This is a genomic window from Seleniivibrio woodruffii (genome assembly GCF_029267515.1).
In the GTDB taxonomy this organism is placed as follows: domain Bacteria; phylum Chrysiogenota; class Deferribacteres; order Deferribacterales; family Geovibrionaceae; genus Seleniivibrio; species Seleniivibrio woodruffii_A.
The window spans coordinates 1-18,799 of the sequence record NZ_JAJUIS010000001.1; the positions used below are offsets into that span (position 1 = coordinate 1).

The window sequence follows — 18,799 nt, forward strand, 5'->3', positions numbered from 1 at the left end:
AAGATGATCATGAGGGACAAGATCATCAATATTCAGGTAAAGTTCCGTTTCAAATTGGTCTTCTGTTTCTTTAAGCATTATATACAATAACAAAAACCCCATGTATTTGCAATTACATGGGGTTTGTCAACAAGCTGAGGGCGGTCGGTTGACCGCCCTTTTTATTTTATTATACGAGTCCCAGAGAAATCATCGCATCCGCTACCTTGCGGAAAGAAGCGATGTTGGCTCCCATTATATAGTTACCGGGCTGTCCGAACTCTTCAGACTGCTCGTAACATGCCTTGTGTATTCCCACCATGATATCGTGCAGACGTTTTTCGGTATGCTCGAAGCTCCACGAATCACGGCTGGCGTTCTGCTGCATCTCAAGTGCGGATGTCGCAACACCGCCTGCATTCGCAGCCTTTCCGGGTCCGAAGAGGACTCCGCCGCTGAGAAACACTTTTGTGCCTTCGGGTGTTGTGGGCATGTTAGCGCCCTCGCCCACAGCGATACATCCGTTTTTAACAAGCATCTCCGCGTCCTTGGCATCCAGTTCGTTCTGTGTTGCGGACGGCATGGCAACCTGACAGGGAACTTCCCAGATGTTTCCGCCGTCGATGTATGATGCGCCTTTGTGATATTCGCAGTAGTCCTTGATCCTGCGGCGCTCAACCTCTTTAAGCTGTTTTACAAGGTTGAGGTCTATTCCGCGTTTGTCGAAAATATATCCGTTTGAATCGGACATAGCCACAACCTTACCGCCGAGTTGGTTTATCTTTTCAACTGTATAGATGGCAACGTTGCCTGAACCTGAAACAACGCAGGTTTTACCTTCGAAGCTCTGTTTCTTCATTTTGAGCATTTCGTTTACAAAATAGACGGCACCATATCCTGTCGCCTCAGTGCGCACAAGCGAACCGCCCCATGAAAGCCCTTTTCCGGTCAGCACACCCGCTTCGTAGCGGTTGGTTATCCTTTTATACTGTCCGAACATATAGCCTATCTCGCGTCCGCCCACGCCGATGTCCCCTGCGGGAACGTCTGTGTATTCGCCGAGGTGTCTGTAAAGTTCAGTCATGAAGCTCTGGCAGAATCTCATTATCTCAGAGTCGGTTCTGCCTTTGGGGTTAAAATCGGAACCGCCCTTGCCGCCGCCTATGGGCATACCTGTGAGGGCGTTTTTGAATATCTGTTCAAATCCGAGGAATTTTATGATGCCGAGATAAACGGACTCATGAAAGCGCAGACCGCCCTTATAGGGTCCGAGAGCAGAGTTGAACTCGACTCTGAAACCTCTGTTGATATGGATGTTTCCCTTGTCGTCTGTCCACGGAACGCGGAAGATTATCTGGCGTTCGGGTTCGCAGATACGCTCGATGATTTTGTGGTCGGCATATTTAGGATATTTCTGGATAACCTGACCAAGACTGTCCAGAACCTCGCAGACAGCCTGATGAAACTCCGTCTCGCCGGGGTTTCTGTCCACAACCTGCTGATAAATCTTTTCAATTTTTGGTGACGGACCTTTCATAGGCATCTCCTTTTATATATGTAGTAATTGTAATAAAACTTACAATTACTACATACTGCAAAAAATGCCTTTTGAATACAGGAAATTTGCTCTGAAAACCTTATTTAATTATTTTTTTGTCCCATGGTGCCTGAACTTCAAGATCGCGCACCGGAATCTCACCTTTTCCGCCACGCTCGGAAACGCATGTTCCGGTTTCAAGATAGTTCATCGCCGCCGCAAGATATTTCTCGTTTCTGTCGCCGAAAGTACCAAGGCTGGTGAGATCCTCAATCTTAACACAGTCCGGCTCCATCCCGTCGTAATAATCACCTGTCCCCAGGGCGTTCCGGTTTTCAAACGTCACCGCGGCAAGGTATTTGTCGCAATAGGGAATATAGTTGTTGCCCACAGGCTTTCCGTAGGTGGTGTCGCCTATGATATAGACGTCTCTGAAAGGCAGGAGACCGTTTATCATAAGCTCGCTTGCGGAGGCTGTGTTACCTGTCACCAGAAAAACTATCTTTGCCGGGTCAAGGTCATATTTTGTTCTGGTAAAATTATATGTCTTGTTCGCGTCCTGATGCATACTGTTGTAAGCCATCTGCAGAAGCACGTCACCGCTGAGGCTGTTGCCCCCTATGACACTTGAGATATACTGTGCGGCGCTTACAAGTCCGCCGCCGTTATAGCGCAGATCCACCACCAGTTCATCCACGCCTGCGTTCTGAAATGCGGTGAACGCCTCGTTTGTATCGGATATATTCTCATTGAAAGAGTTATACATGATATATCCGACCTTTTTGCCGCTCGAATTATTTGTCAGGACAGAATAACCGAGCACGGAATCGGCATAATAATCCGCCATAACCAGTGTGGCGGTGTGTTGAATATGTGCCGCATCTTCAAAAACAACCTCTACCTGAGTTCCCACAGTGGCATTGCCGTACACTGCGTCATACGCCGCATCGTCGTTGATTATCTGATATCCTGTGTACCCGTTCATGGTTACTATTCTGTCGCCTCGCTTGATTCCGGCTTTATCCGCAGGCGAATCAGGATAAACAGCTCTCACATAAAGGTCTGTCGAATCAGTTATTCCGTTGAACCCAAGCCCGACACCGGAACCTGCGTAGTAGTCCTCAAGCTCCTGCTGGTTATATATGGTGCTGAATCTGTCTTTGGAGGATTTCATGGCATTCATCAGATCGTACTGTGACGAAAAAGCCGTATAATCCAGAACAGGCGTCTCATCCGCCCAGAAATATACGTCGCGCATGGCGTTATATACGAATTCCGTCTGTGCCGCCTCGCTGCATTCTGTCGGGTAATAATCTATGTGCAGTTCATCGTCGGATGAACCGCCGCCGTAACCTCCGCCGCACGAAAACAGCAGAAACGACAGACATACCGCTGCTGCCAGCCTTAATTTCGACATAAACAACCTCCCTTCAGTTGCTGAGATATCTTGCAATAAGTATAACATTAACCGCCTGCTGACGGTTGGTAACACAGAGCTTCACAAAAATGTTCTTCATATGAAATTTGACGGTATTTTCGCTTATACCGAGAATCTTCGCGATCTCCCAGTTGGTCTTGCCCTTCATAAGCCATTCGGCTATGGCAGTCTCCTTTTTTGTAAGACTGTTGAAAAGCACCAGCATATCAAGTCTTTTCCGAGTCGTCATGAGATGTGTCACGACCAGGCGGCACATCATCTCCGTTCTGTCATCCGGTTTGCGTTTTTTATCGGCAAAAGAGATCAGAAATGCAAAATCCCTGTTCTCTGAATCGTCATAGACAGAACAGCCGTATTCCAGCCCGTAATGCTTTCTCCTGTCAATAACATTCTGCTCCTGAAGCGGCACTTTTTCATCATAAGCGTCCCACCGGATGAAAGACAGACGGGCACCGTTTTTCAGCCTGCGTTCCATCTCACTGCGGACAGGATCGCACTCAAGGAAATCCTGTTCGTCGTATTCCTGCATCCATTTCACAGGATTTGACAGGTTTACCATATTAATTTTGTATCCGCTGTCGTAAGTCGATATGGAATAGCAGTAAAGAACGTATCTGAAACCGATATATGATGCGAAATCCATTATCAGTTCATGGAAACTCTCTACATCGTTCACCTTGTGACACCTGTTAATTGTGAAGAGGCATTTCACAAGGTCGCCTTTGTCGAGTTTTTTAAATTCGCTGATTTCTGCGGGCATGAAGAGTCTCCGGTTTTTATCTTTCCGTATCTTAACACAAAAAAAACCGGATGAAACCCGTTTGGGTAAAAGAACCTTAACTGTGCCGACGGCAGTGGATGATAACGTCTGCGGCGATATCTTTAAGCGGAAGCACGCTGTCAACACCGCCCATTTCTATAGCGACCTTTGGCATACCGAAAACCACGCTGGTCTTTTCGTCCTGCGCAATATTATATGCTCCCGCCTCTTTCAGCTCCCGCATCCCTTTGGCGCCGTCGTCGCCCATTCCGGTCAGTATAACGCCCACAGCGTTCTTGCCGACATAGCGCGCACCGCTGCGGAAAAGAACATCAACGGACGGTCTGTGCCTGCTGACGAGGGGTCCGTCCTTTATCTCGACATAATATCGGGCACCGCTCCGCTTTATCATCATGTGTTTGTTCCCCGGCGCAAGAAGAACCCTGCCCGGCAGAACCGTGTCTCCGTTGTCCGCCTGTTTAACGGAAACCGCGCATATGGAGTCCAGTCTGTTTGCAAATGATTTCGTGAAATTCTCCGGCATGTGCTGAACAATGACTATTCCGGGGCAGTCCGGCGCAAACCCCTGCAAAAGACCGGCAAGCGCCTCTGTTCCGCCTGTGGACGCACCTATCAGAATCACCTTTTCCGTGGTCTTTATCATTGAGTGGTCTTTAGGCACTGATAGCATCACGTCAGCGCTCAGTTTCGGCTGAACGTCGAACCTCTTCGGGCTTATCCTGCCAACCTGCACATTCGCCGCCGCCTTCACCGTATCGGTAATGAGTATGCGTGATTCCTCTATGAATGCCTTCGTTCCCATTCTGGGTTTGCAGATTATCTCCACCGCTCCGTATTCCATAGCCTTCAGCCCCGTTTCGGAATTGCTTTCGGCAAGGCTGGAGCACATCACAACGGGTATCGGGTGCTGACTCATTATCTTTTTCAGAAAAGAGAGACCGTCCATTCTGGGCATCTCGATGTCAAGGATGATCACATCGGGCACAAAAGTCTGAAGTTTTGCGGCAGCGGCAAACGGGTCTGAACAGCAGACAACCTCGCCGATATGCGGGTCTCCGGTCAGTATCTCCTGCATCGCCTGCCTCACAACTGCCGAATCGTCCACCACCATAACGTTTATTTTATCCATCAAAGTACCTGCAATTTAGATATTTTCCTGACGTACACTATTCCTGTCTCCGTAGAGAAATACAGCTTTCTGGTGAACTGCCCGCCTGTATCCTGCGCCACTATCTTAAATCTCATCTTTTCCAGCAGAGACACAGCAGCGGCAATATTTTTCTGTCCGACACTGAAAGATGCGTTCGTGACTGAGAACATGTCCGAACCGCCGAACACCTTCACCTCTACCTCTTCCGGATATATCCCCCTCTCTTTAAGGATATCCGCCATATGCAGCAGGGAACTGTCGGTATACTTGAAATTTGCAATGCCCCCCGGATGCACGTCGGGTCCGGGGAGCATACTGTGGGAGATTATTCCAAGCATCTGGCACCTTGCGAACATGGTTACAGACACGCAGGAACCAAGCACCGTGTTGATCATAACAGGAGTGTCAAAATAAAACAAATCACCCGGCAACAGATATTTACAGGAAGCATCGTCAATCATTTTCAGTCTCTTATATATATGGTCGGGGCGTAGCTTTTAACAGGAAGCCGCAGCCCGTGGATGGACTCTGAATGTCCCATGAAGAGGAAACCGCCTGGGTTCATGTGCGAACATATCCGGTTCAGCATCTCTTCCTGAGTCTTTATGTCAAAGTATATTAACACGTTTCTGCAGAATACGATATCTACCGATTCCGGCAGCATGTAGTGGGAGGATTTCAGGTTCAGCCGTGCAAATTTTACCTTGCTGCGTATCTCCGGACGGAATCTGACGAGTCTGTCGTCAGGATTTTTTGAGCGCAGAAGATATTTCTTTTTCAGCTCATAAGGGATGTCCCTTGCTCTGTCCTCTGTGTATATCGCCCGTTTTGCCGTACTCAGCACGCTGGTGTTTATGTCGGTGGCAAATATGCTGAATTTACCGTTAACACCGAAATATTCCGCCAGCACCATAGCGATTGTATAGGGCTCCTCTCCTGTGGAGCTTGCGCAGCTCCACACACGCAGAGGTCTGTGATGTCCCAGCCCTCCTTTTTCTGAAAGCATGGGCAGAATCTTCGAGCTCATCATCTCGAAATGGTTGTTTTCTCTGAAAAAATCCGTCTTATTGGTAGTTATGACGTCTATAAGGTACGTCTGTTCGATGCTGTCTCTTCCGCCGTCAAAAACAAAATCCACATATTCGGAGTAGCCATCCATTCCCAGCGCCTTTATGCGCTTTCTGAGCCTGCCCTCCACCATGCTTTTCTTATTCTCCGAAAGTTTTATTCCGCACGAACTCTCTATGAACGTTTTAAGCCTGTTAAAATCCTTCTCTTCCAGTTTCTTAGAAAAAATATTCGATGTCATAAAACCACCCCTGCATGGAAACGAAAACCGCCCCGCCTGCAGAAGGCAGGGCGGAAATTAAAATCAGAACGTAGGTTTTTCCTTCTCGGCGGACTTCTGCCCGGTAAGTCCGGCGACGTCCTCAGTTGCGAAGACTTCGTCAATATTCAGGATAATGACGAATCCGTCGCCCTTTTTCGCCATTCCTTTTATGAATGCGGTGTTAAGCTGCGTGCCCATCTTGGGGGCGCTTTCGATGTTCGCACCCTCAAAATCCACAACCTCCTGCACCGAATCAGCAAGTGCACCGAGAATGGTTGTTTCATCCTCTATGCTCACCTCGACAATAATCACGCATGTGTTAACCGTTTTAACGGTTTTTCCCATACCGAATTTACATCTTAAATCCAGTACAGGAACGACGTTTCCTCTGAGGTTTATTACGCCGACCATATAGTCCGGTGTCTGGGGAACTTTCGTCACGTTGGTGTAGTCCATCACCTCGCGAACGGACATAATGTCCACTCCGTATACCTCATCTGCCAGAATGAATGTCAGCACCTGACAGTTTTCATATGTAACAGCAGTATTTTCAGCCATGTTCCGCTCCTTAATAGCTCTCGAAATCGCTGTCGTATTTGTCGCCTTTGGCGGAATCCTCAGTCATATCGAGTACTATTCCCTCGTTTTGCGCTGGCTTGCCGCTGCCCTTTTTAAATCTGGAAACAACTGTAGGAGCCGTACCGGCTTTCGGAGCCTGTTTAGGCTGCATGTGTGAAGCCGAAGGCAGTGACCTGACAGAGGTCTGTCTTCTGCCGCCGTTGGTATTCATTTTAAAGAACGACATTGTCTGTTGAAGAGACAGCGCCTGACCGGAAAGCTCTTCCGATGTGGCTGCCATCTCTTCCGCAACGCCTGCGTTTCGCTGGATCACCTGATCAAGCTGCTGGATTGCAGTGTTTATCTGGTCGGAACCGGTGCGCATCTCGCTGCTTGCCGCTGTTATCTCCTGAACAAGTTCAGCCGTTTTCTGGATGTCGGGGAGTATCTGCGCAAGGAGAACTCCGGCGCGCTCCGCTATGCTCACGCTGCTGGATGAAAGCTCGCTTATCTCGCCTGCGGCTTCCTGACTGCGCTCTGCAAGTTTGCGCACTTCGGACGCAACAACAGCGAAACCTTTTCCGTGTTCCCCGGCTCTCGCCGCCTCAATTGCAGCGTTAAGCGCCAGAAGGTTGGTCTGTCTCGCTATCTCTTCTATAATGGATATTTTGCCTGCTATCTCTTTCATGGCTTTTACGGTTGATTCCACAGCCTCGCCGCCGTCTTTCGCATCAGCAGATGCTTTAAGAGCTATCTTCTCTGTCTGAAGGGCGTTGTCCGCGTTCTGGTTTATATTTGAAGCCATCTCCTCCATGGATGATGAAGCCTCTTCCGCACTTGCCGCCTGTTCCGTTGCACCCTGTGACATATCCTGCGCTGCGGAGCTGAGTTCGTTGCTGCCAGCCGCAACGTTGTCGGACGCACTTTTAACATCCGCAACTATGGTTCTGAGCTGATCAACCATGTTTTTCAGATCGCCGTAAAGACCTGTGAGCGCCTGCCCCTTCTGCACTTCAAAAGTCACGTCCAGATCGCCCTGCGCGATGCGCTTGGTTATCTCCGCCATATCTCTGGGTTCGCCGCCAAGGGGCGCTTTGACAAGTTTTGTAATGATAAGGGCGAAGACTATACCCACACCCAGACCGATAACCGCAACTATGGAAACGAGCACGATGGTTCTGGTGTTGCTGCTCTGTATGTCAGCGCCGAGTGCGTTCTGTCTTTCAACTGCAAGCGCCGTCACAGCGTCTGTATCTTTTATCACCTGCGCGCCCACAACTGCGAGCACTTCATTTTCCAGCCTGACCTTTTCAAAGCTGTAGTCTGAAACTTTGTTGAAGTTTTCTCTGTATTTATCAAGCATAGTGGACAGGTTGTTATATTCAGACCGGAGTGCGGCGCTTTTTATGCTTCTGTCCATTGATTTCATAAGAGACGGTATATTTGTCTCAAAATAGGTTCTGATATCCTGCTCAACCTCTTTCGTTGCGCCGTTTATGAAACCGAGCGCACGGTATCTGCCGAGCATGATGTTCTCCTGTATCCTTCCTGCATAATAAGCCGTTTCGGCATCTCCTGACTGATACGCGGCGGTCATCATTTCCGTGAGCAGGTGGCGCATATCGCTGCCGAGCTGCACCATGTTGTTGACACTCACCTGTCTTGCGTTTGTCGCCTGCTCAATTTTTGAAAAACCGTCTTTATATTTACCGAAATTCTCGTCTATGCTTGAAATAAGTTCAGCAGGTCCGGATTCGGTTATCTCCTCTTTGCTCTGTTTAAGGTATTCGTCAACGTTTGCGGAATATTTGTAAAAACCGTCAGCCGATTCCTTTTTTCCGCCGACAATGAAATCCTTGACGTTCATGCGCACCATGAACATATTCGATTGTAAACTGCTCACCAGATTGGAGCTTCTGGCGACGTGCCTGTATTCGCTGAAGCCGCTGGCCGCGGTGCTTATTCCGATAAACGAAACAAGTGCGACGATGAACAAAATGAACATAACGATTGCAAAACCAAGTCCTATCTGTGTGCCGACTTTAAGATTCTTAAACATCGTAACCTCCAATAAACCTTTATTATCCAACACTATTATAAATTTTCATGACGTCGATTATCAGAGCGATGGATCCGTCGCCAAGGACAGACGCTCCGGAAATACATTCAACCTTTTTAAATGATTTACCCAGCGACTTTATCACTGTCTGGTGGTCGCCGATGACGCTGTCCACAACAAAACCTATCCTGTTGTTTTCGATATCAAGGATAACGATCTGCTGAATCTCAGGTTCCTCCTCCGGGATGAAGAAAATGCTCCTGAGTTTAAGATACGGGATAAGGTCATCGCGCACTTTCAATATACATCTGCCCGATTCCGTTCTGTGCAGAGACTCCTTAAACTCGATACATTCGTTGACCATCGACAGAGGGATTATGAAAAACTGCTCGCCGATGCGAACCAGAAGCCCGTCTATAATAGCCAGTGTCAGCGGCAGTTTCAGGGTTATCTCCGTTCCTTTGCCGATGGAGCTGTCTATCTCGATGGTGCCTCTGAGCGCCTCGATGTTCCGTTTAACAACGTCCATGCCGACGCCTCTGCCGGAAATGTTTGAAACCGCAGCAGCTGTGGAAAATCCGGGAAGAAAGATAAGCTCGAACGCCTCCTTTGAGGAGAGTTCAGCGTTTTCGGATATCAATCCTTTTTCAGCCGCCTTTTTCATGAGAACTTTTTTGTCCAGTCCCTTGCCGTCGTCCGTAATACGGATAAGAACCGAATCGCCTGAATGTTCCGCCGAAAGGGTAATCTTCCCTCTGGGGCTTTTTCCTGCGGCAATTCTGTCTGCGGGAAGTTCTATACCGTGGTCAACAGAGTTGCGGACAAGGTGAACCAGCGGGTCGCCCAGCTTTTCAATGACTGTTTTGTCAAGCTCGGTCTCCTCGCCTTTTGTGACAAGCTCTATATCCTTGCCCAGATCCTTCGCAAGGTCCCTGACAAGTCTTTTGTATTTGCTGAACGTGGTGCCTATCTGGAGCATCCTGATGCTCATTGTGTTGTCGCGAAGCTCCCAGACAAGACGTTCCACATCCTCCGCTATCTTTGAAAGCCCTGAATCGCCCATGGATGCCGCCGTCTGGTTAAGTCTTGCCTGAACCGTCACCAGTTCGCCCACAAGGTCAACCAGCGAATCCAGCTTTTCAGACGGCACCCGCAGAGAGGTGTTGTTCTCTGCCGCCGCTTTTTTCGCTTTCAGATTTTTTATGTATTTCTGTTCCTCAAGAGCGGAAACAACGGCGTCCTGTTCAACCAGACCCTTCTCAATGAGCATTTCGCCTATCATTTTCTTCTCTTTTATTATTGCGGCGAGGTCTTCAGCAGAAACTTCGCCCTTTTCAACGAGAATTTCGCCCAGTTTTCTGTAATTTTCCTCATCCAGACCGCTTTCATAGATAACGTCGATTTTAAGAACGCTTTCATCCTCGACAAACATAAAAACGTCCCTGATATCGTTCTCGGTTTTGGAAGTGGTGAGTATCACGTCCCAGAAGGTATAACAGCACTCCGGGTCGAGCTCTTCGATTTCGGGTATTCTGGTTATATGGGTGATTATCTCGCTCTCTCCCATCGCTTGAAGCTCCTCAAGGAGCATCGCGGGGTTTGTCCCTGTCAGAAAGATATTCTCCGAAGGCTCGAACCTGATGCGGTATGTTCTCTCCGGTCCCTGTTCAGGCTCATCCTGATGCTCCGGGACGGTGTTCTGCGCATCGCCCGTGTCTTTACGGCAGCCCCTGAAAAAGGTGATTATTTCAAGCGCTTCACCGCTTTCGGCTCTTACGCTGCTGTCGTCGAGCATCTGCTTTATCACGTCGCACGATTTGAACGAGTAATCCAGCATGGGCTTTGAAACGCGCAGTTCGCCGTTTCGCACCATGTCGTATGCCGTCTCTATATCGTGGACAAAATGAGCGATATTCTCGAAGCCGAACATTGCGCCGGAACCCTTTATGGTGTGCATGGCACGGAATATCCTTGCTATCAGCTCGGTGTTTTCAGAATCGTCCTCAAGCTCCAGCAGGGAAGCCTCCAGCTCCTGCAAAAGCTCCTGCGCCTCCTGAATGAACGCCTCGCTGTGTATGTCCGCTGACATCGCCTTTTACCCCAGTACCTTTTTAACAACGGTAACGAGCTGTTCCGGTTTAAACGGCTTAACTATCCATCCGGTTGCGCCCGCCGCTTTGCCCTCCGCCTTTTTGGAATCCTGAGACTCTGTGGTCAGCATTATGATGGGCACAAACTTATACTGGGGCTTCGCCCGCAGTTCCTTAATAAGCGTTATGCCGTCCATGTTGGGCATGTTAAGGTCGGTGACGACCATGTTTGCCGCGCCCGACTGAAGTTTGCTGAGGGCGTCCTTTCCGTCGCACGCCTCGATGACCTCGTACCCCTCTTTAACAAGCGTAAATCTGACCATTTGTCTTATGCTTGCGGAATCGTCCACAGTCAAAATAGTCTTTGCCATCTTACTCACCCTCCTGTATCAGAAAACATGTCCCGAAAAGCCCTTTCGCGCATTTTTTTCCGGGAGCTATGCCGGACCAGCCTGCTTTCCCGATGATCCCGCAATCATCGAGTTTCACACAAAAACTCTTTCCTTTCGCCGTATAGGCTCTGTGGGCGGTACAAAGAACCTGCAGAAATGTGCAGTCAATCGCGTCCACATTGCCGATATGTACAGTAAGTTCCTCCGGTGCTTTGAGTCCCTCACATACTCTCTCGTAAAGCGGTCTGACGTTGGATATTGTCAGTTCGCCGCTGAGGTGAAGTATCGTTTTTCCGTCCGCCTGCTTCTCCATTCGCATTTCAATCATAATAAACCTCGCTAAAACAACTCCACGTTGTCATCGCTATGTAAATTCCCGGTTCTGCCGGGTTTCTTTGATGAGTGAACCTCCCGTTCCGATTCCATTGTGTAAAGTTCTTTGATGTAGTGCTCTATATTGCTGACATCAACCCGTAATTCGTCTCCCCTGAAAGTGTTCAGCGCGGAACGGATGCTCTCCATATCCGCCCTTATCATATCCAGAGGCTCTATAACGTGTTCTATCCGCTGTCGGTTTATATCCTGATACTGCATGGCGACTACCATTCCGCCTATCTCGTTTGCAAGCTCCGCCGAAGTATAGGTAAGCTGTTCAACTATCCGGCTTGAATTGCTCATCGACTGATCAAGCACCTTCAGCGTCTTTGTTATCTCCGAATCGGATCTGTCGTGTATTTCTTTGATATTTCTGACATTTTCAACGGTTTTCTCGCGGATGTCTCCGACCTTGCCGGAAACCTCGTCTATGATATTGCGTATCTCCAGAGAGAACTGGTTTGATTTTTCCGCAAGTTTGCGCACTTCGTCGGCAACAACGGCAAAACCCCGCCCGGCGTCCCCCGCCCTCGCCGCTTCTATGGCGGCGTTCAGAGCGAGCAGGTTTGTCTGATCGGCGATGTATTCAACGTTCTCCACAGTGTCCCTTATATTCCCGATATCCTCTATAACTACCGCCAGTTCTTTGTTTGTTTCATCTATATATCTGTAGATGACCGATATTTCGCTCAGAACCTTGGACAGGATAGCCTTGCTGTTATCGATGAAATTCTCGTCCCTGCTTCCTGTACCGGTAAGGCTGTCGATAGCTTTTGAGGCACTGCTGGATTGTTCCTCCGCCATGGAGACTATCATATTGAATTTGCCCGCAATGTCGTTGTGTGCGGATTCGCTGTCGCTGTTTGCCCGCAGAAGCTGGTTTTTAAGAACGGTTATAAGCTCCGCCCTTATATCCAGAGCTTTTGTAAGAGGCACGAACGAACCTTTCAGCTTTGCCGCGCAGTCCTCATGATTAGCATGTTCCTGCTTCCTCGCCTCTTCCGCTTCGGCTTTTGCACCGGAAAGGAACAGAACAAGAATAATGATGCCGCACACTGCGCAAATGCCGGCACGAAAAATTGTGCCGTCCGCAAAACAGACAACCGTCTGTACAACCACAAGCAGCGCCGCCGCAGCTTTAAATATTCTGCTGTTCATGTCTTCCTCCGCTCTCGTTCAAAGTCCCGAGCATTTCGCTCAATTTTCTGAAAAACTCTTTGGAAGAGAACGGTTTCTGCAAGACAGCAATATTTTTCAGCCTTGAGCAGAAAAACTCGATGTCGAAATCGAGCATACTCGTTATGACCAGCACAGGCGTTTCGATCTTCTCCTCAACGAGGTATTCGATAACGTCTATCCCCGAAACCTTGGGCATGATAAGGTCGAGCAATATCAGGCTGTACGGGTTTTCCTCAAGGATGCTGCTGATGATACACTGCATCCCCTCGTCACCGTCGCCCGCCTCAACCACGTCATATCCGCGCCTTGTCATCACTATGCGCACCGCAGTTCTAAAGAGCGCTTCATCTTCAATCAAAAGTATTCTTTTACCTTTCATGGAGCTATCAAAAGCAATAGGTATGCCACATTATCCTTGCTTATTTACCAATAATTTATTATGGTCAGCGCAAGACGATAATTGTCAACCTAACTATCGTTTTTTGACGGTTTGTAACATTCTTATTATTTGCGGTTAATAAACTTTTTTAAAAAAGAGAAAATTTGGTTGACATTTACATGTGTGTCACTAAAATTAAGTATATAATTTATATGATTAATTTCTTACGAAATCCCAGTCCGGTGCTTAAAAATGAAGATTCTGATGATTGCCAGGAGCGAACATACGCTCACCTACGACTTTGTACAAAAGATATATTCAGACGGCTATTATATAATTAAAATAGTTCACACTCCAGCCGACGCAGTCCTCTCCATGCGGCAGATTGCACCAGACGTAGTTATTCTGGATATTGACTTTCTCATGGAAACCGGAGAATCGCTTATACTCGAACAGGTTTACAGCTATAACAATATTCCCGTGATTTACGTCACGGACGAATCCGTTAAACAGATTCTCGACAAGACACTCGACCAGCAGTCCTTCGGCTACGTCTCCTATAACTGCACAAAAGAGGAGCTGAGCGCCGCTCTGGACAGAGCCTACAGCAAGATAAACCTTGTGGAAAAGACAGCCGCCCAGTCAAATATGATGAATATTCTCATGGAAAGCAGTTCCATGGGAATCATTTTTCTCGACAGGACAGGACGAATCGTTAAACACAACAACCTTTTTTTTGACATATTTAAAGCCGAGCCGAACCTTGACAGCATAGAGAAAATCTCCGGCGGCAGCATAAATAACAAAATGATCGGGGAACTCCTTGCAGGAGAGAAACACGATATCGTTAAACTGAATTTAAAGGGTGTAAAGAAATTTCTCCATGTCTCCGCTGAAAAATGCAAATGGTACAACAACGAACTCGTAATGATGTTTATATCCGATATGACAAACCTTTATAAAGCCCAACACTCTCTTGAGGAATCGGAAATGCGCTTTGCAAAGGTCTTCAGCGAAAGATCCGACCCCGGAGTCATTGTAAAGTGCTCCACATGCGAAATTTATGCGGCAAACAGGGCTTTTGCGGAAAAATATAAGGTGGATATGAAAAACTGTACCGGAAGCACTCTGGTGACATACATAGGCACCGAAGTTTCAAACATCCTGAAACTGCGCGCCCACGGCAAAGACAGCTTCAGCCTCAGCAGGATACAGCAGCAGAGCTTCGCAGGAGACACCTTCATCGTCAACTTTAAAGGCAAAAAAATCTCGTTCGACAATACTGACTACTTCTTTATGGAGATAAGAGATGTCACGGAACAGGTCAAGGCGGAAGAAGCCAAAAAAATGTTCCAGCAGCACCTCATGCACGCGAACAAACTCACCGCTCTGGGCACGCTGGTTTCCTGCATGGCGCATGAGATAAATAATCCGAATAACTTTATAATGTTCAACACGTCGCTTGTTTCAGACTATATTGATATCCTCACGGGAAGAAAAGAGGACGACGGCGAAGAACCCATGAGCGCAGAAGAAATTCAGACCGACCTGAGAGAACTGGTGGACGGGATTGCGAAAGGTGCGGAAAGGATAAAACTCATTGTGGACGACCTGAAAAGTTATGCCCGCACAGGACGGGTGAGCATCTTTCAGAAAATATGCCTGAAAGAGGCGGCGGAAACCTCCGTAAGGCTGCTCAGCCACAAGATACGCAAAGCCACAAAGCGCTTTAAAGCCACTTTTCCGGACGACAGTTTCTTTATCTACGGAAATCAGCAGAAACTTGAACAGGTCTTCATGAATATCCTTATGAATTCCATCGAAGCGATAAAATCAACTGACTGTCTGCTCGAAGTCAAATGTTATAATGATGCCAACTATCAGATAATAGAGATAATAGACGAAGGAGTCGGTATTGCCGAAGAAAACCTTGGCAAACTGCTGGATCCGTTCTTTTCAACAAAATTTCAGAACGGAGGAACCGGATTGGGGCTTTATATTGCCAACAGCATTATAAAAGAACATCGCGGATTCCTGAACATACGTTCGCGGGTTTCAATCGGCACAACTGTAACTATAAAATTCCCGAAGTATGCCCATGCCTGAGAAATGCCCCATCGTCATAGTTGACGACGAAAAAGAGATGCTCCAGTATTATGAACTGTTCTTTAAACTGAATAAAATAAAGAACTATAAGCTCTTCTCTTCCTCCGCAAAATTTATAAGCGAACTGACAACCTTCGAACCGTCAGTAGCATTTCTGGACATCAGGATGCCGGATTATGACGGTGAAGAGGTGCTTAAAGAGATACGGAAAAAATATCAGGATACTGCCGTGTTCATAATCTCCGCCACGCAGGACATAGATACCGCCGTGCGCTGCATACAAAGCGGAGCACAGGACTATATCGTCAAACCAATAGACAAGAACAGGTTCCTCGCCAGTATTGCCACAGGCAGCGATATATTCAGAATAAAAAAAGAGCTGAATAAAACCAGAGAGGAACTGGAGAAACTCAGCTTAAAAAACAACCTGTGCAAATCAAAGATAATCACGCAGTCTCCTGCTATGGAAGATGTTATTCGGTACGTCCTCTCCATTGCGGAAAGCGATTTTCCGGTACTTATAACCGGAGAAACGGGTACAGGAAAAGAACTTGTTGCAGAAACCCTTTATAATTTCAGCAAAAATCAGGAAGGCTTCATACCTGTCAACATATCGGCATACGACGAGAACATGTTCAACGATGCGGTATTCGGACACGTCAAAGGAGCCTTTACCGGAGCGAATAAGGACAGAACCGGACTTCTTGGCAGCGCAGGCAAAGGAATTGTTTTTCTGGACGAAATAGGCGATCTGCCGGAATCGGCGCAGATAAAACTGCTTCGGGTATTGCAGAACAGAGAATACACTCCTTTGGGTTCCGATACGCCTCTTAAAACGGAAGCCAGAATTATCGCCGCTACAAACGCGAATCTGAGGAAAAAAGTGGAGACCGGAGCGTTCCGCGAAGACCTCTTTTACAGGCTTTCGGCACACGTCATAGAGATTCCGCCGCTGAGAGAAAGAAAGAACGATATAGATCTGCTTTTCAATTATTTTTACCGGTCCCTGCTGGAAAAAATGGGCTGTGAAGGTCCCGACGTACCCCACCACCTGATGAATTCTCTGAAACATCATCGGTTTCCCGGAAACGTGCGTGAACTTCAGGCGCTGGTGCAGGACTACGTTTTTATGTTTCGCGACAGAGAGACAAATAAACAGAGCATCAACAGATTTCTGAACAGACACAATATCATGCCTGTTGCCGACAGGTCAAAATACGACAATTCTTTCAGCTACGACGGCTACTTCCCGTCGCTCAAAGAGATGGAAACGCTTCTTATTGATCAGGCAATAGCAAGGGTTAAGGGCAACCAGAGCAAAGCCGCCGCCATGCTGGGCATCACCAGACAGGCTCTCAACAAACGCCTTATACAGAAAAAAGGGAAATAGGCAAATAACTTTTAATATGAAAAACAGGGGCGGTTGATTCGCCGCCCCATATTTATCAGAATCTTATTGTAATATCCGCATTTATGCTCTGATCAGTCGATTCCCCCGCAAAATTACCCTTATACGCCACACCCACTGATGTTCTGTCTGAAACACTGCCGTCCAGACCAAGTTCAAAAACAACAGTATCGCGCGCAACTGGTGTACCCTCCGCTGTAAAAGCATCCGCTCCGGCAAGGGCAACACTTGTTTCAGGCGTTCTGTCTCCGAAAGTGTGTTTAAGCCCCACGGAGCCGTTGGGTTTCAGTTTAACACTGCCAGCCGGAACCTGTGTTTCCAAACGAAGACCCGCCGTAGCAAAAACGGTATCCATATCAGACGAATCTCCGCTGAGAGCGGAACTGCCGCCGTTTTCGCTGAAACCGTCAGCATCAAGATTAACATATGCCGCGTTGAGGAACGGAGTGACTTTGCTCTTGCCATCTTTGATATCGTAGCTTATCTCGCCGAAGAACTGATAGCTGCCGGCATCATAATCAGAATCCTGATATTCACTGAAACTGCCGAAATTTACTGTTCTGTCAGTATCTATGCTATGCCATCCGTATGCAGCACCGAAGGTGAGTGAAATATCGCTTATCAGCTTTTCTCCATAAAAACCAAGATAGTAGCTTTTCACTGAACCGGAGGAAGAGAGCGAATCAACGTCATAGTCTGTGTTGCTCGCACCGAATACAATACCGGCACTCAGAGTACCTGTTATCTCTCTCTCAGCACCGATCATCAGACCGCCGACCGTGCGGCTGAGTGTTGAAGTTCCGTCGTTGCCGTCCCAGTCCGCATCTGCACCAAATACATTGAACCAGAACATATAGTTTTGCGTCTGTATAGGGGAGCGCGACAAGACCGCATCCCTTACAAATCGGCTGTCCTCGAGCAACATTGTCTGAGCGGAAGCGTAAACTTCACCTGAAAGCATTGAAAAAGCATCACTGACTCCGGACTCGCTCAGTGGCAGAACAGCCTTGTAAAGAGGGCTGTCTATGCCGAGCGACTCCACAGCTTTTGCAACACCTGTCTGGTTAACTGTTTTTGCATAACTCACAAAATCCATATTATTGCGCATAAGCTCCATATATACGCTGTCTGTTTCGTATTTCAGATAGACGTCGAGAAACGCAAAACCGTCAGTCACAGTATCAAACGTTCCGCTCACACCGCCCTCGGCACTGATTATCGTATATTTTGTGTAAGGATTGTAATCGGAACCATCACTTGTTCCGTTTTCAGGAATAATGTTGATTGTGGATCCGCTGTTTATAGTCACACTTCCTGTAGCATTCACTTTGTCGTTTGTTCCATCGGGATCTATCTCTACTTCAAAAGTAGAACCTGACGAAAATGTCACATCTGTTACGTTCATTGTTCCTATGGAATTGCCCGGGGCAAGCACGCCTCCGGAATCTACAACTATAGCTCCGTAATTACCTGAACCGCTGAGCGTACCGCCGAAAACATCGACGTTTTTCACCGAACCGTTGATTGAAAGAGAACCTTCGTATACGCTCCAGTTGACGTTCTCTGAATTTCCGGTTATCTCCCAGACCCCGTCTCCGGTCTTTTCCACTGTTTCAATACTCTGATATTTTCCGGTATCGCTTATCAGTTCAGTGTCCAGAGTCCCTGTTCCAGAACCTGTCAGTTCAAGAGTATCCGTGCCTGTGCCTCCGGTCACAGTGCCGATGATGACAGAGTTTCCCTCTATCACAAGCCTGTTCTCTCCATTGCCGAAAGCTATCGCAACATTATCCTCACTGCCCGCATCTATTGTTCCTGAGTTCACGACAGTGGAGTCACCGTCGCCGGTTTCAACTGCACTGCCGGAAGCGACACACTCTACGGAAAAGACGATAACGATACCCTTTATGGTGGAGATGGAAATGACGTACTCATAGGTGGAGCCGGAAATGACTATCTCGATGGACAGGGCGGCGATGATATCCTTACAGGTGGCAACGAAGCAAACACCTATGTACTAAATACCGGAAATGATACC

At 47.8% G+C, this 18,799-nt stretch carries 16 protein-coding genes and 1 pseudogene; 3 read left to right on the forward strand and 14 right to left on the reverse strand.

The genetic code is table 11. The annotated features are described in order from the left end of the window. Window positions 1-169: 169 nt before the first annotated feature. The 13 genes from gdhA to Q7P67_RS00065 all read right to left on the reverse strand — a co-directional run bounded on the left by gdhA (window position 170) and on the right by Q7P67_RS00065 (window position 13,247). Window positions 170-1,516, reverse strand: coding sequence for an NADP-specific glutamate dehydrogenase (gene gdhA / locus Q7P67_RS00005; RefSeq protein ID WP_303849449.1), 1,347 nt, complete (start codon window positions 1,514-1,516; stop codon window positions 170-172). Window positions 1,517-1,616: 100 nt separating this feature from the next. Continuing rightward, on the reverse strand, window positions 1,617-2,933 hold the full coding sequence (locus Q7P67_RS00010) for a S41 family peptidase (protein ID WP_303849451.1): 1,317 nt from the start codon (window positions 2,931-2,933) through the stop codon (window positions 1,617-1,619). Between the two features lie 13 nt (window positions 2,934-2,946). After that, on the reverse strand, window positions 2,947-3,714 hold the full coding sequence (locus Q7P67_RS00015) for a LuxR family transcriptional regulator (protein WP_303849453.1): 768 nt from the start codon (window positions 3,712-3,714) through the stop codon (window positions 2,947-2,949). A 76-nt stretch (window positions 3,715-3,790) separates the two neighbouring features. Next, window positions 3,791-4,864 (reverse strand): chemotaxis response regulator protein-glutamate methylesterase, encoded by a 1,074-nt coding sequence (locus Q7P67_RS00020; RefSeq protein ID WP_303849455.1) that lies wholly within the window; start codon window positions 4,862-4,864, stop codon window positions 3,791-3,793. Next, window positions 4,864-5,280, reverse strand: coding sequence for a chemotaxis protein CheD (locus tag Q7P67_RS00025; RefSeq protein ID WP_303849457.1), 417 nt, complete (start codon window positions 5,278-5,280; stop codon window positions 4,864-4,866). Before Q7P67_RS00025 ends, Q7P67_RS00020 begins: the two co-directional genes overlap by 1 nt. Window positions 5,281-5,348: 68 nt before the next feature. Next, window positions 5,349-6,194: a protein-glutamate O-methyltransferase CheR gene (locus Q7P67_RS00030; protein ID WP_303849460.1), complete on the reverse strand. Its 846-nt coding sequence runs from the start codon at window positions 6,192-6,194 to the stop codon at window positions 5,349-5,351. Window positions 6,195-6,257: 63 nt separating this feature from the next. After that, on the reverse strand, window positions 6,258-6,773 hold the full coding sequence (locus tag Q7P67_RS00035; protein WP_303849462.1) for a chemotaxis protein CheW: 516 nt from the start codon (window positions 6,771-6,773) through the stop codon (window positions 6,258-6,260). Window positions 6,774-6,783: 10 nt separating this feature from the next. Continuing rightward, window positions 6,784-8,832 (reverse strand): methyl-accepting chemotaxis protein, encoded by a 2,049-nt coding sequence (locus Q7P67_RS00040; protein ID WP_303849464.1) that lies wholly within the window; start codon window positions 8,830-8,832, stop codon window positions 6,784-6,786. Between the two features lie 22 nt (window positions 8,833-8,854). Next, window positions 8,855-10,921: a chemotaxis protein CheA gene (locus Q7P67_RS00045; protein ID WP_303849466.1), complete on the reverse strand. Its 2,067-nt coding sequence runs from the start codon at window positions 10,919-10,921 to the stop codon at window positions 8,855-8,857. 6 nt (window positions 10,922-10,927) lie between these two features. Then, complete coding sequence (locus tag Q7P67_RS00050; protein ID WP_303849467.1) at window positions 10,928-11,293, reverse strand: response regulator; 366 nt, start codon at window positions 11,291-11,293, stop codon at window positions 10,928-10,930. A 1-nt stretch (window position 11,294) separates the two neighbouring features. Continuing rightward, a complete protein-coding gene (locus Q7P67_RS00055) occupies window positions 11,295-11,642 on the reverse strand; it encodes an STAS domain-containing protein (RefSeq protein WP_303849470.1) in 348 nt (115 codons plus the stop codon). An 11-nt stretch (window positions 11,643-11,653) separates the two neighbouring features. Further along, complete coding sequence (locus tag Q7P67_RS00060) at window positions 11,654-12,847, reverse strand: methyl-accepting chemotaxis protein (protein ID WP_303849472.1); 1,194 nt, start codon at window positions 12,845-12,847, stop codon at window positions 11,654-11,656. Next, window positions 12,828-13,247 (reverse strand): response regulator, encoded by a 420-nt coding sequence (locus tag Q7P67_RS00065; protein WP_303849473.1) that lies wholly within the window; start codon window positions 13,245-13,247, stop codon window positions 12,828-12,830. The genes Q7P67_RS00060 and Q7P67_RS00065 overlap by 20 nt, the downstream gene beginning before the upstream one ends. A gap of 252 nt (window positions 13,248-13,499) precedes the next feature. On the opposite strand from Q7P67_RS00065, the gene Q7P67_RS00070 reads away from it, so the two are divergent. Next, window positions 13,500-15,353, forward strand: a complete 1,854-nt coding sequence (locus Q7P67_RS00070) for a hybrid sensor histidine kinase/response regulator (RefSeq protein WP_303849475.1) — start codon at window positions 13,500-13,502, stop codon at window positions 15,351-15,353. Beyond that, the gene (locus Q7P67_RS00075) at window positions 15,346-16,743 is read left to right on the forward strand and encodes a sigma-54 dependent transcriptional regulator (RefSeq protein ID WP_303849477.1); all 1,398 of its coding nucleotides are present in this window, start codon (window positions 15,346-15,348) and stop codon (window positions 16,741-16,743) included. The genes Q7P67_RS00070 and Q7P67_RS00075 overlap by 8 nt, the downstream gene beginning before the upstream one ends. Before the next feature lie 55 nt (window positions 16,744-16,798). Here Q7P67_RS00075 and Q7P67_RS00080 read toward each other — a convergent pair whose 3' ends face one another. After that, window positions 16,799-18,586: an autotransporter domain-containing protein gene (locus Q7P67_RS00080; RefSeq protein WP_303849479.1), complete on the reverse strand. Its 1,788-nt coding sequence runs from the start codon at window positions 18,584-18,586 to the stop codon at window positions 16,799-16,801. A 45-nt stretch (window positions 18,587-18,631) separates the two neighbouring features. Between Q7P67_RS00080 and Q7P67_RS13420 the strand changes: the two are divergent. After that, a pseudogene (locus tag Q7P67_RS13420) lies at window positions 18,632-18,760 on the forward strand (calcium-binding protein); the annotation flags it as partial. Between the last annotated feature and the right edge of the window lie 39 nt (window positions 18,761-18,799).

What these genes read in the sequence shown, in the direction of transcription:
- gdhA (WP_303849449.1), bottom strand. Translation starts at nt 1,516, where the DNA reads ATGAAAGGTCCGTCACCAAAAATTGAAAAGATTTATCAGCAGGTTGTG.
- Q7P67_RS00010 (WP_303849451.1), bottom strand. Translation starts at nt 2,933, where the DNA reads ATGTCGAAATTAAGGCTGGCAGCAGCGGTATGTCTGTCGTTTCTGCTG.
- Q7P67_RS00015 (WP_303849453.1), bottom strand. Translation starts at nt 3,714, where the DNA reads ATGCCCGCAGAAATCAGCGAATTTAAAAAACTCGACAAAGGCGACCTT.
- Q7P67_RS00020 (WP_303849455.1), bottom strand. Translation starts at nt 4,864, where the DNA reads ATGGATAAAATAAACGTTATGGTGGTGGACGATTCGGCAGTTGTGAGG.
- Q7P67_RS00025 (WP_303849457.1), bottom strand. Translation starts at nt 5,280, where the DNA reads ATGATCAACACGGTGCTTGGTTCCTGCGTGTCTGTAACCATGTTCGCA.
- Q7P67_RS00030 (WP_303849460.1), bottom strand. Translation starts at nt 6,194, where the DNA reads ATGACATCGAATATTTTTTCTAAGAAACTGGAAGAGAAGGATTTTAAC.
- Q7P67_RS00035 (WP_303849462.1), bottom strand. Translation starts at nt 6,773, where the DNA reads ATGGCTGAAAATACTGCTGTTACATATGAAAACTGTCAGGTGCTGACA.
- Q7P67_RS00040 (WP_303849464.1), bottom strand. Translation starts at nt 8,832, where the DNA reads ATGTTTAAGAATCTTAAAGTCGGCACACAGATAGGACTTGGTTTTGCA.
- Q7P67_RS00045 (WP_303849466.1), bottom strand. Translation starts at nt 10,921, where the DNA reads ATGTCAGCGGACATACACAGCGAGGCGTTCATTCAGGAGGCGCAGGAG.
- Q7P67_RS00050 (WP_303849467.1), bottom strand. Translation starts at nt 11,293, where the DNA reads ATGGCAAAGACTATTTTGACTGTGGACGATTCCGCAAGCATAAGACAA.
- Q7P67_RS00055 (WP_303849470.1), bottom strand. Translation starts at nt 11,642, where the DNA reads ATGATTGAAATGCGAATGGAGAAGCAGGCGGACGGAAAAACGATACTT.
- Q7P67_RS00060 (WP_303849472.1), bottom strand. Translation starts at nt 12,847, where the DNA reads ATGAACAGCAGAATATTTAAAGCTGCGGCGGCGCTGCTTGTGGTTGTA.
- Q7P67_RS00065 (WP_303849473.1), bottom strand. Translation starts at nt 13,247, where the DNA reads ATGAAAGGTAAAAGAATACTTTTGATTGAAGATGAAGCGCTCTTTAGA.
- Q7P67_RS00070 (WP_303849475.1), top strand. Translation starts at nt 13,500, where the DNA reads ATGAAGATTCTGATGATTGCCAGGAGCGAACATACGCTCACCTACGAC.
- Q7P67_RS00075 (WP_303849477.1), top strand. Translation starts at nt 15,346, where the DNA reads ATGCCTGAGAAATGCCCCATCGTCATAGTTGACGACGAAAAAGAGATG.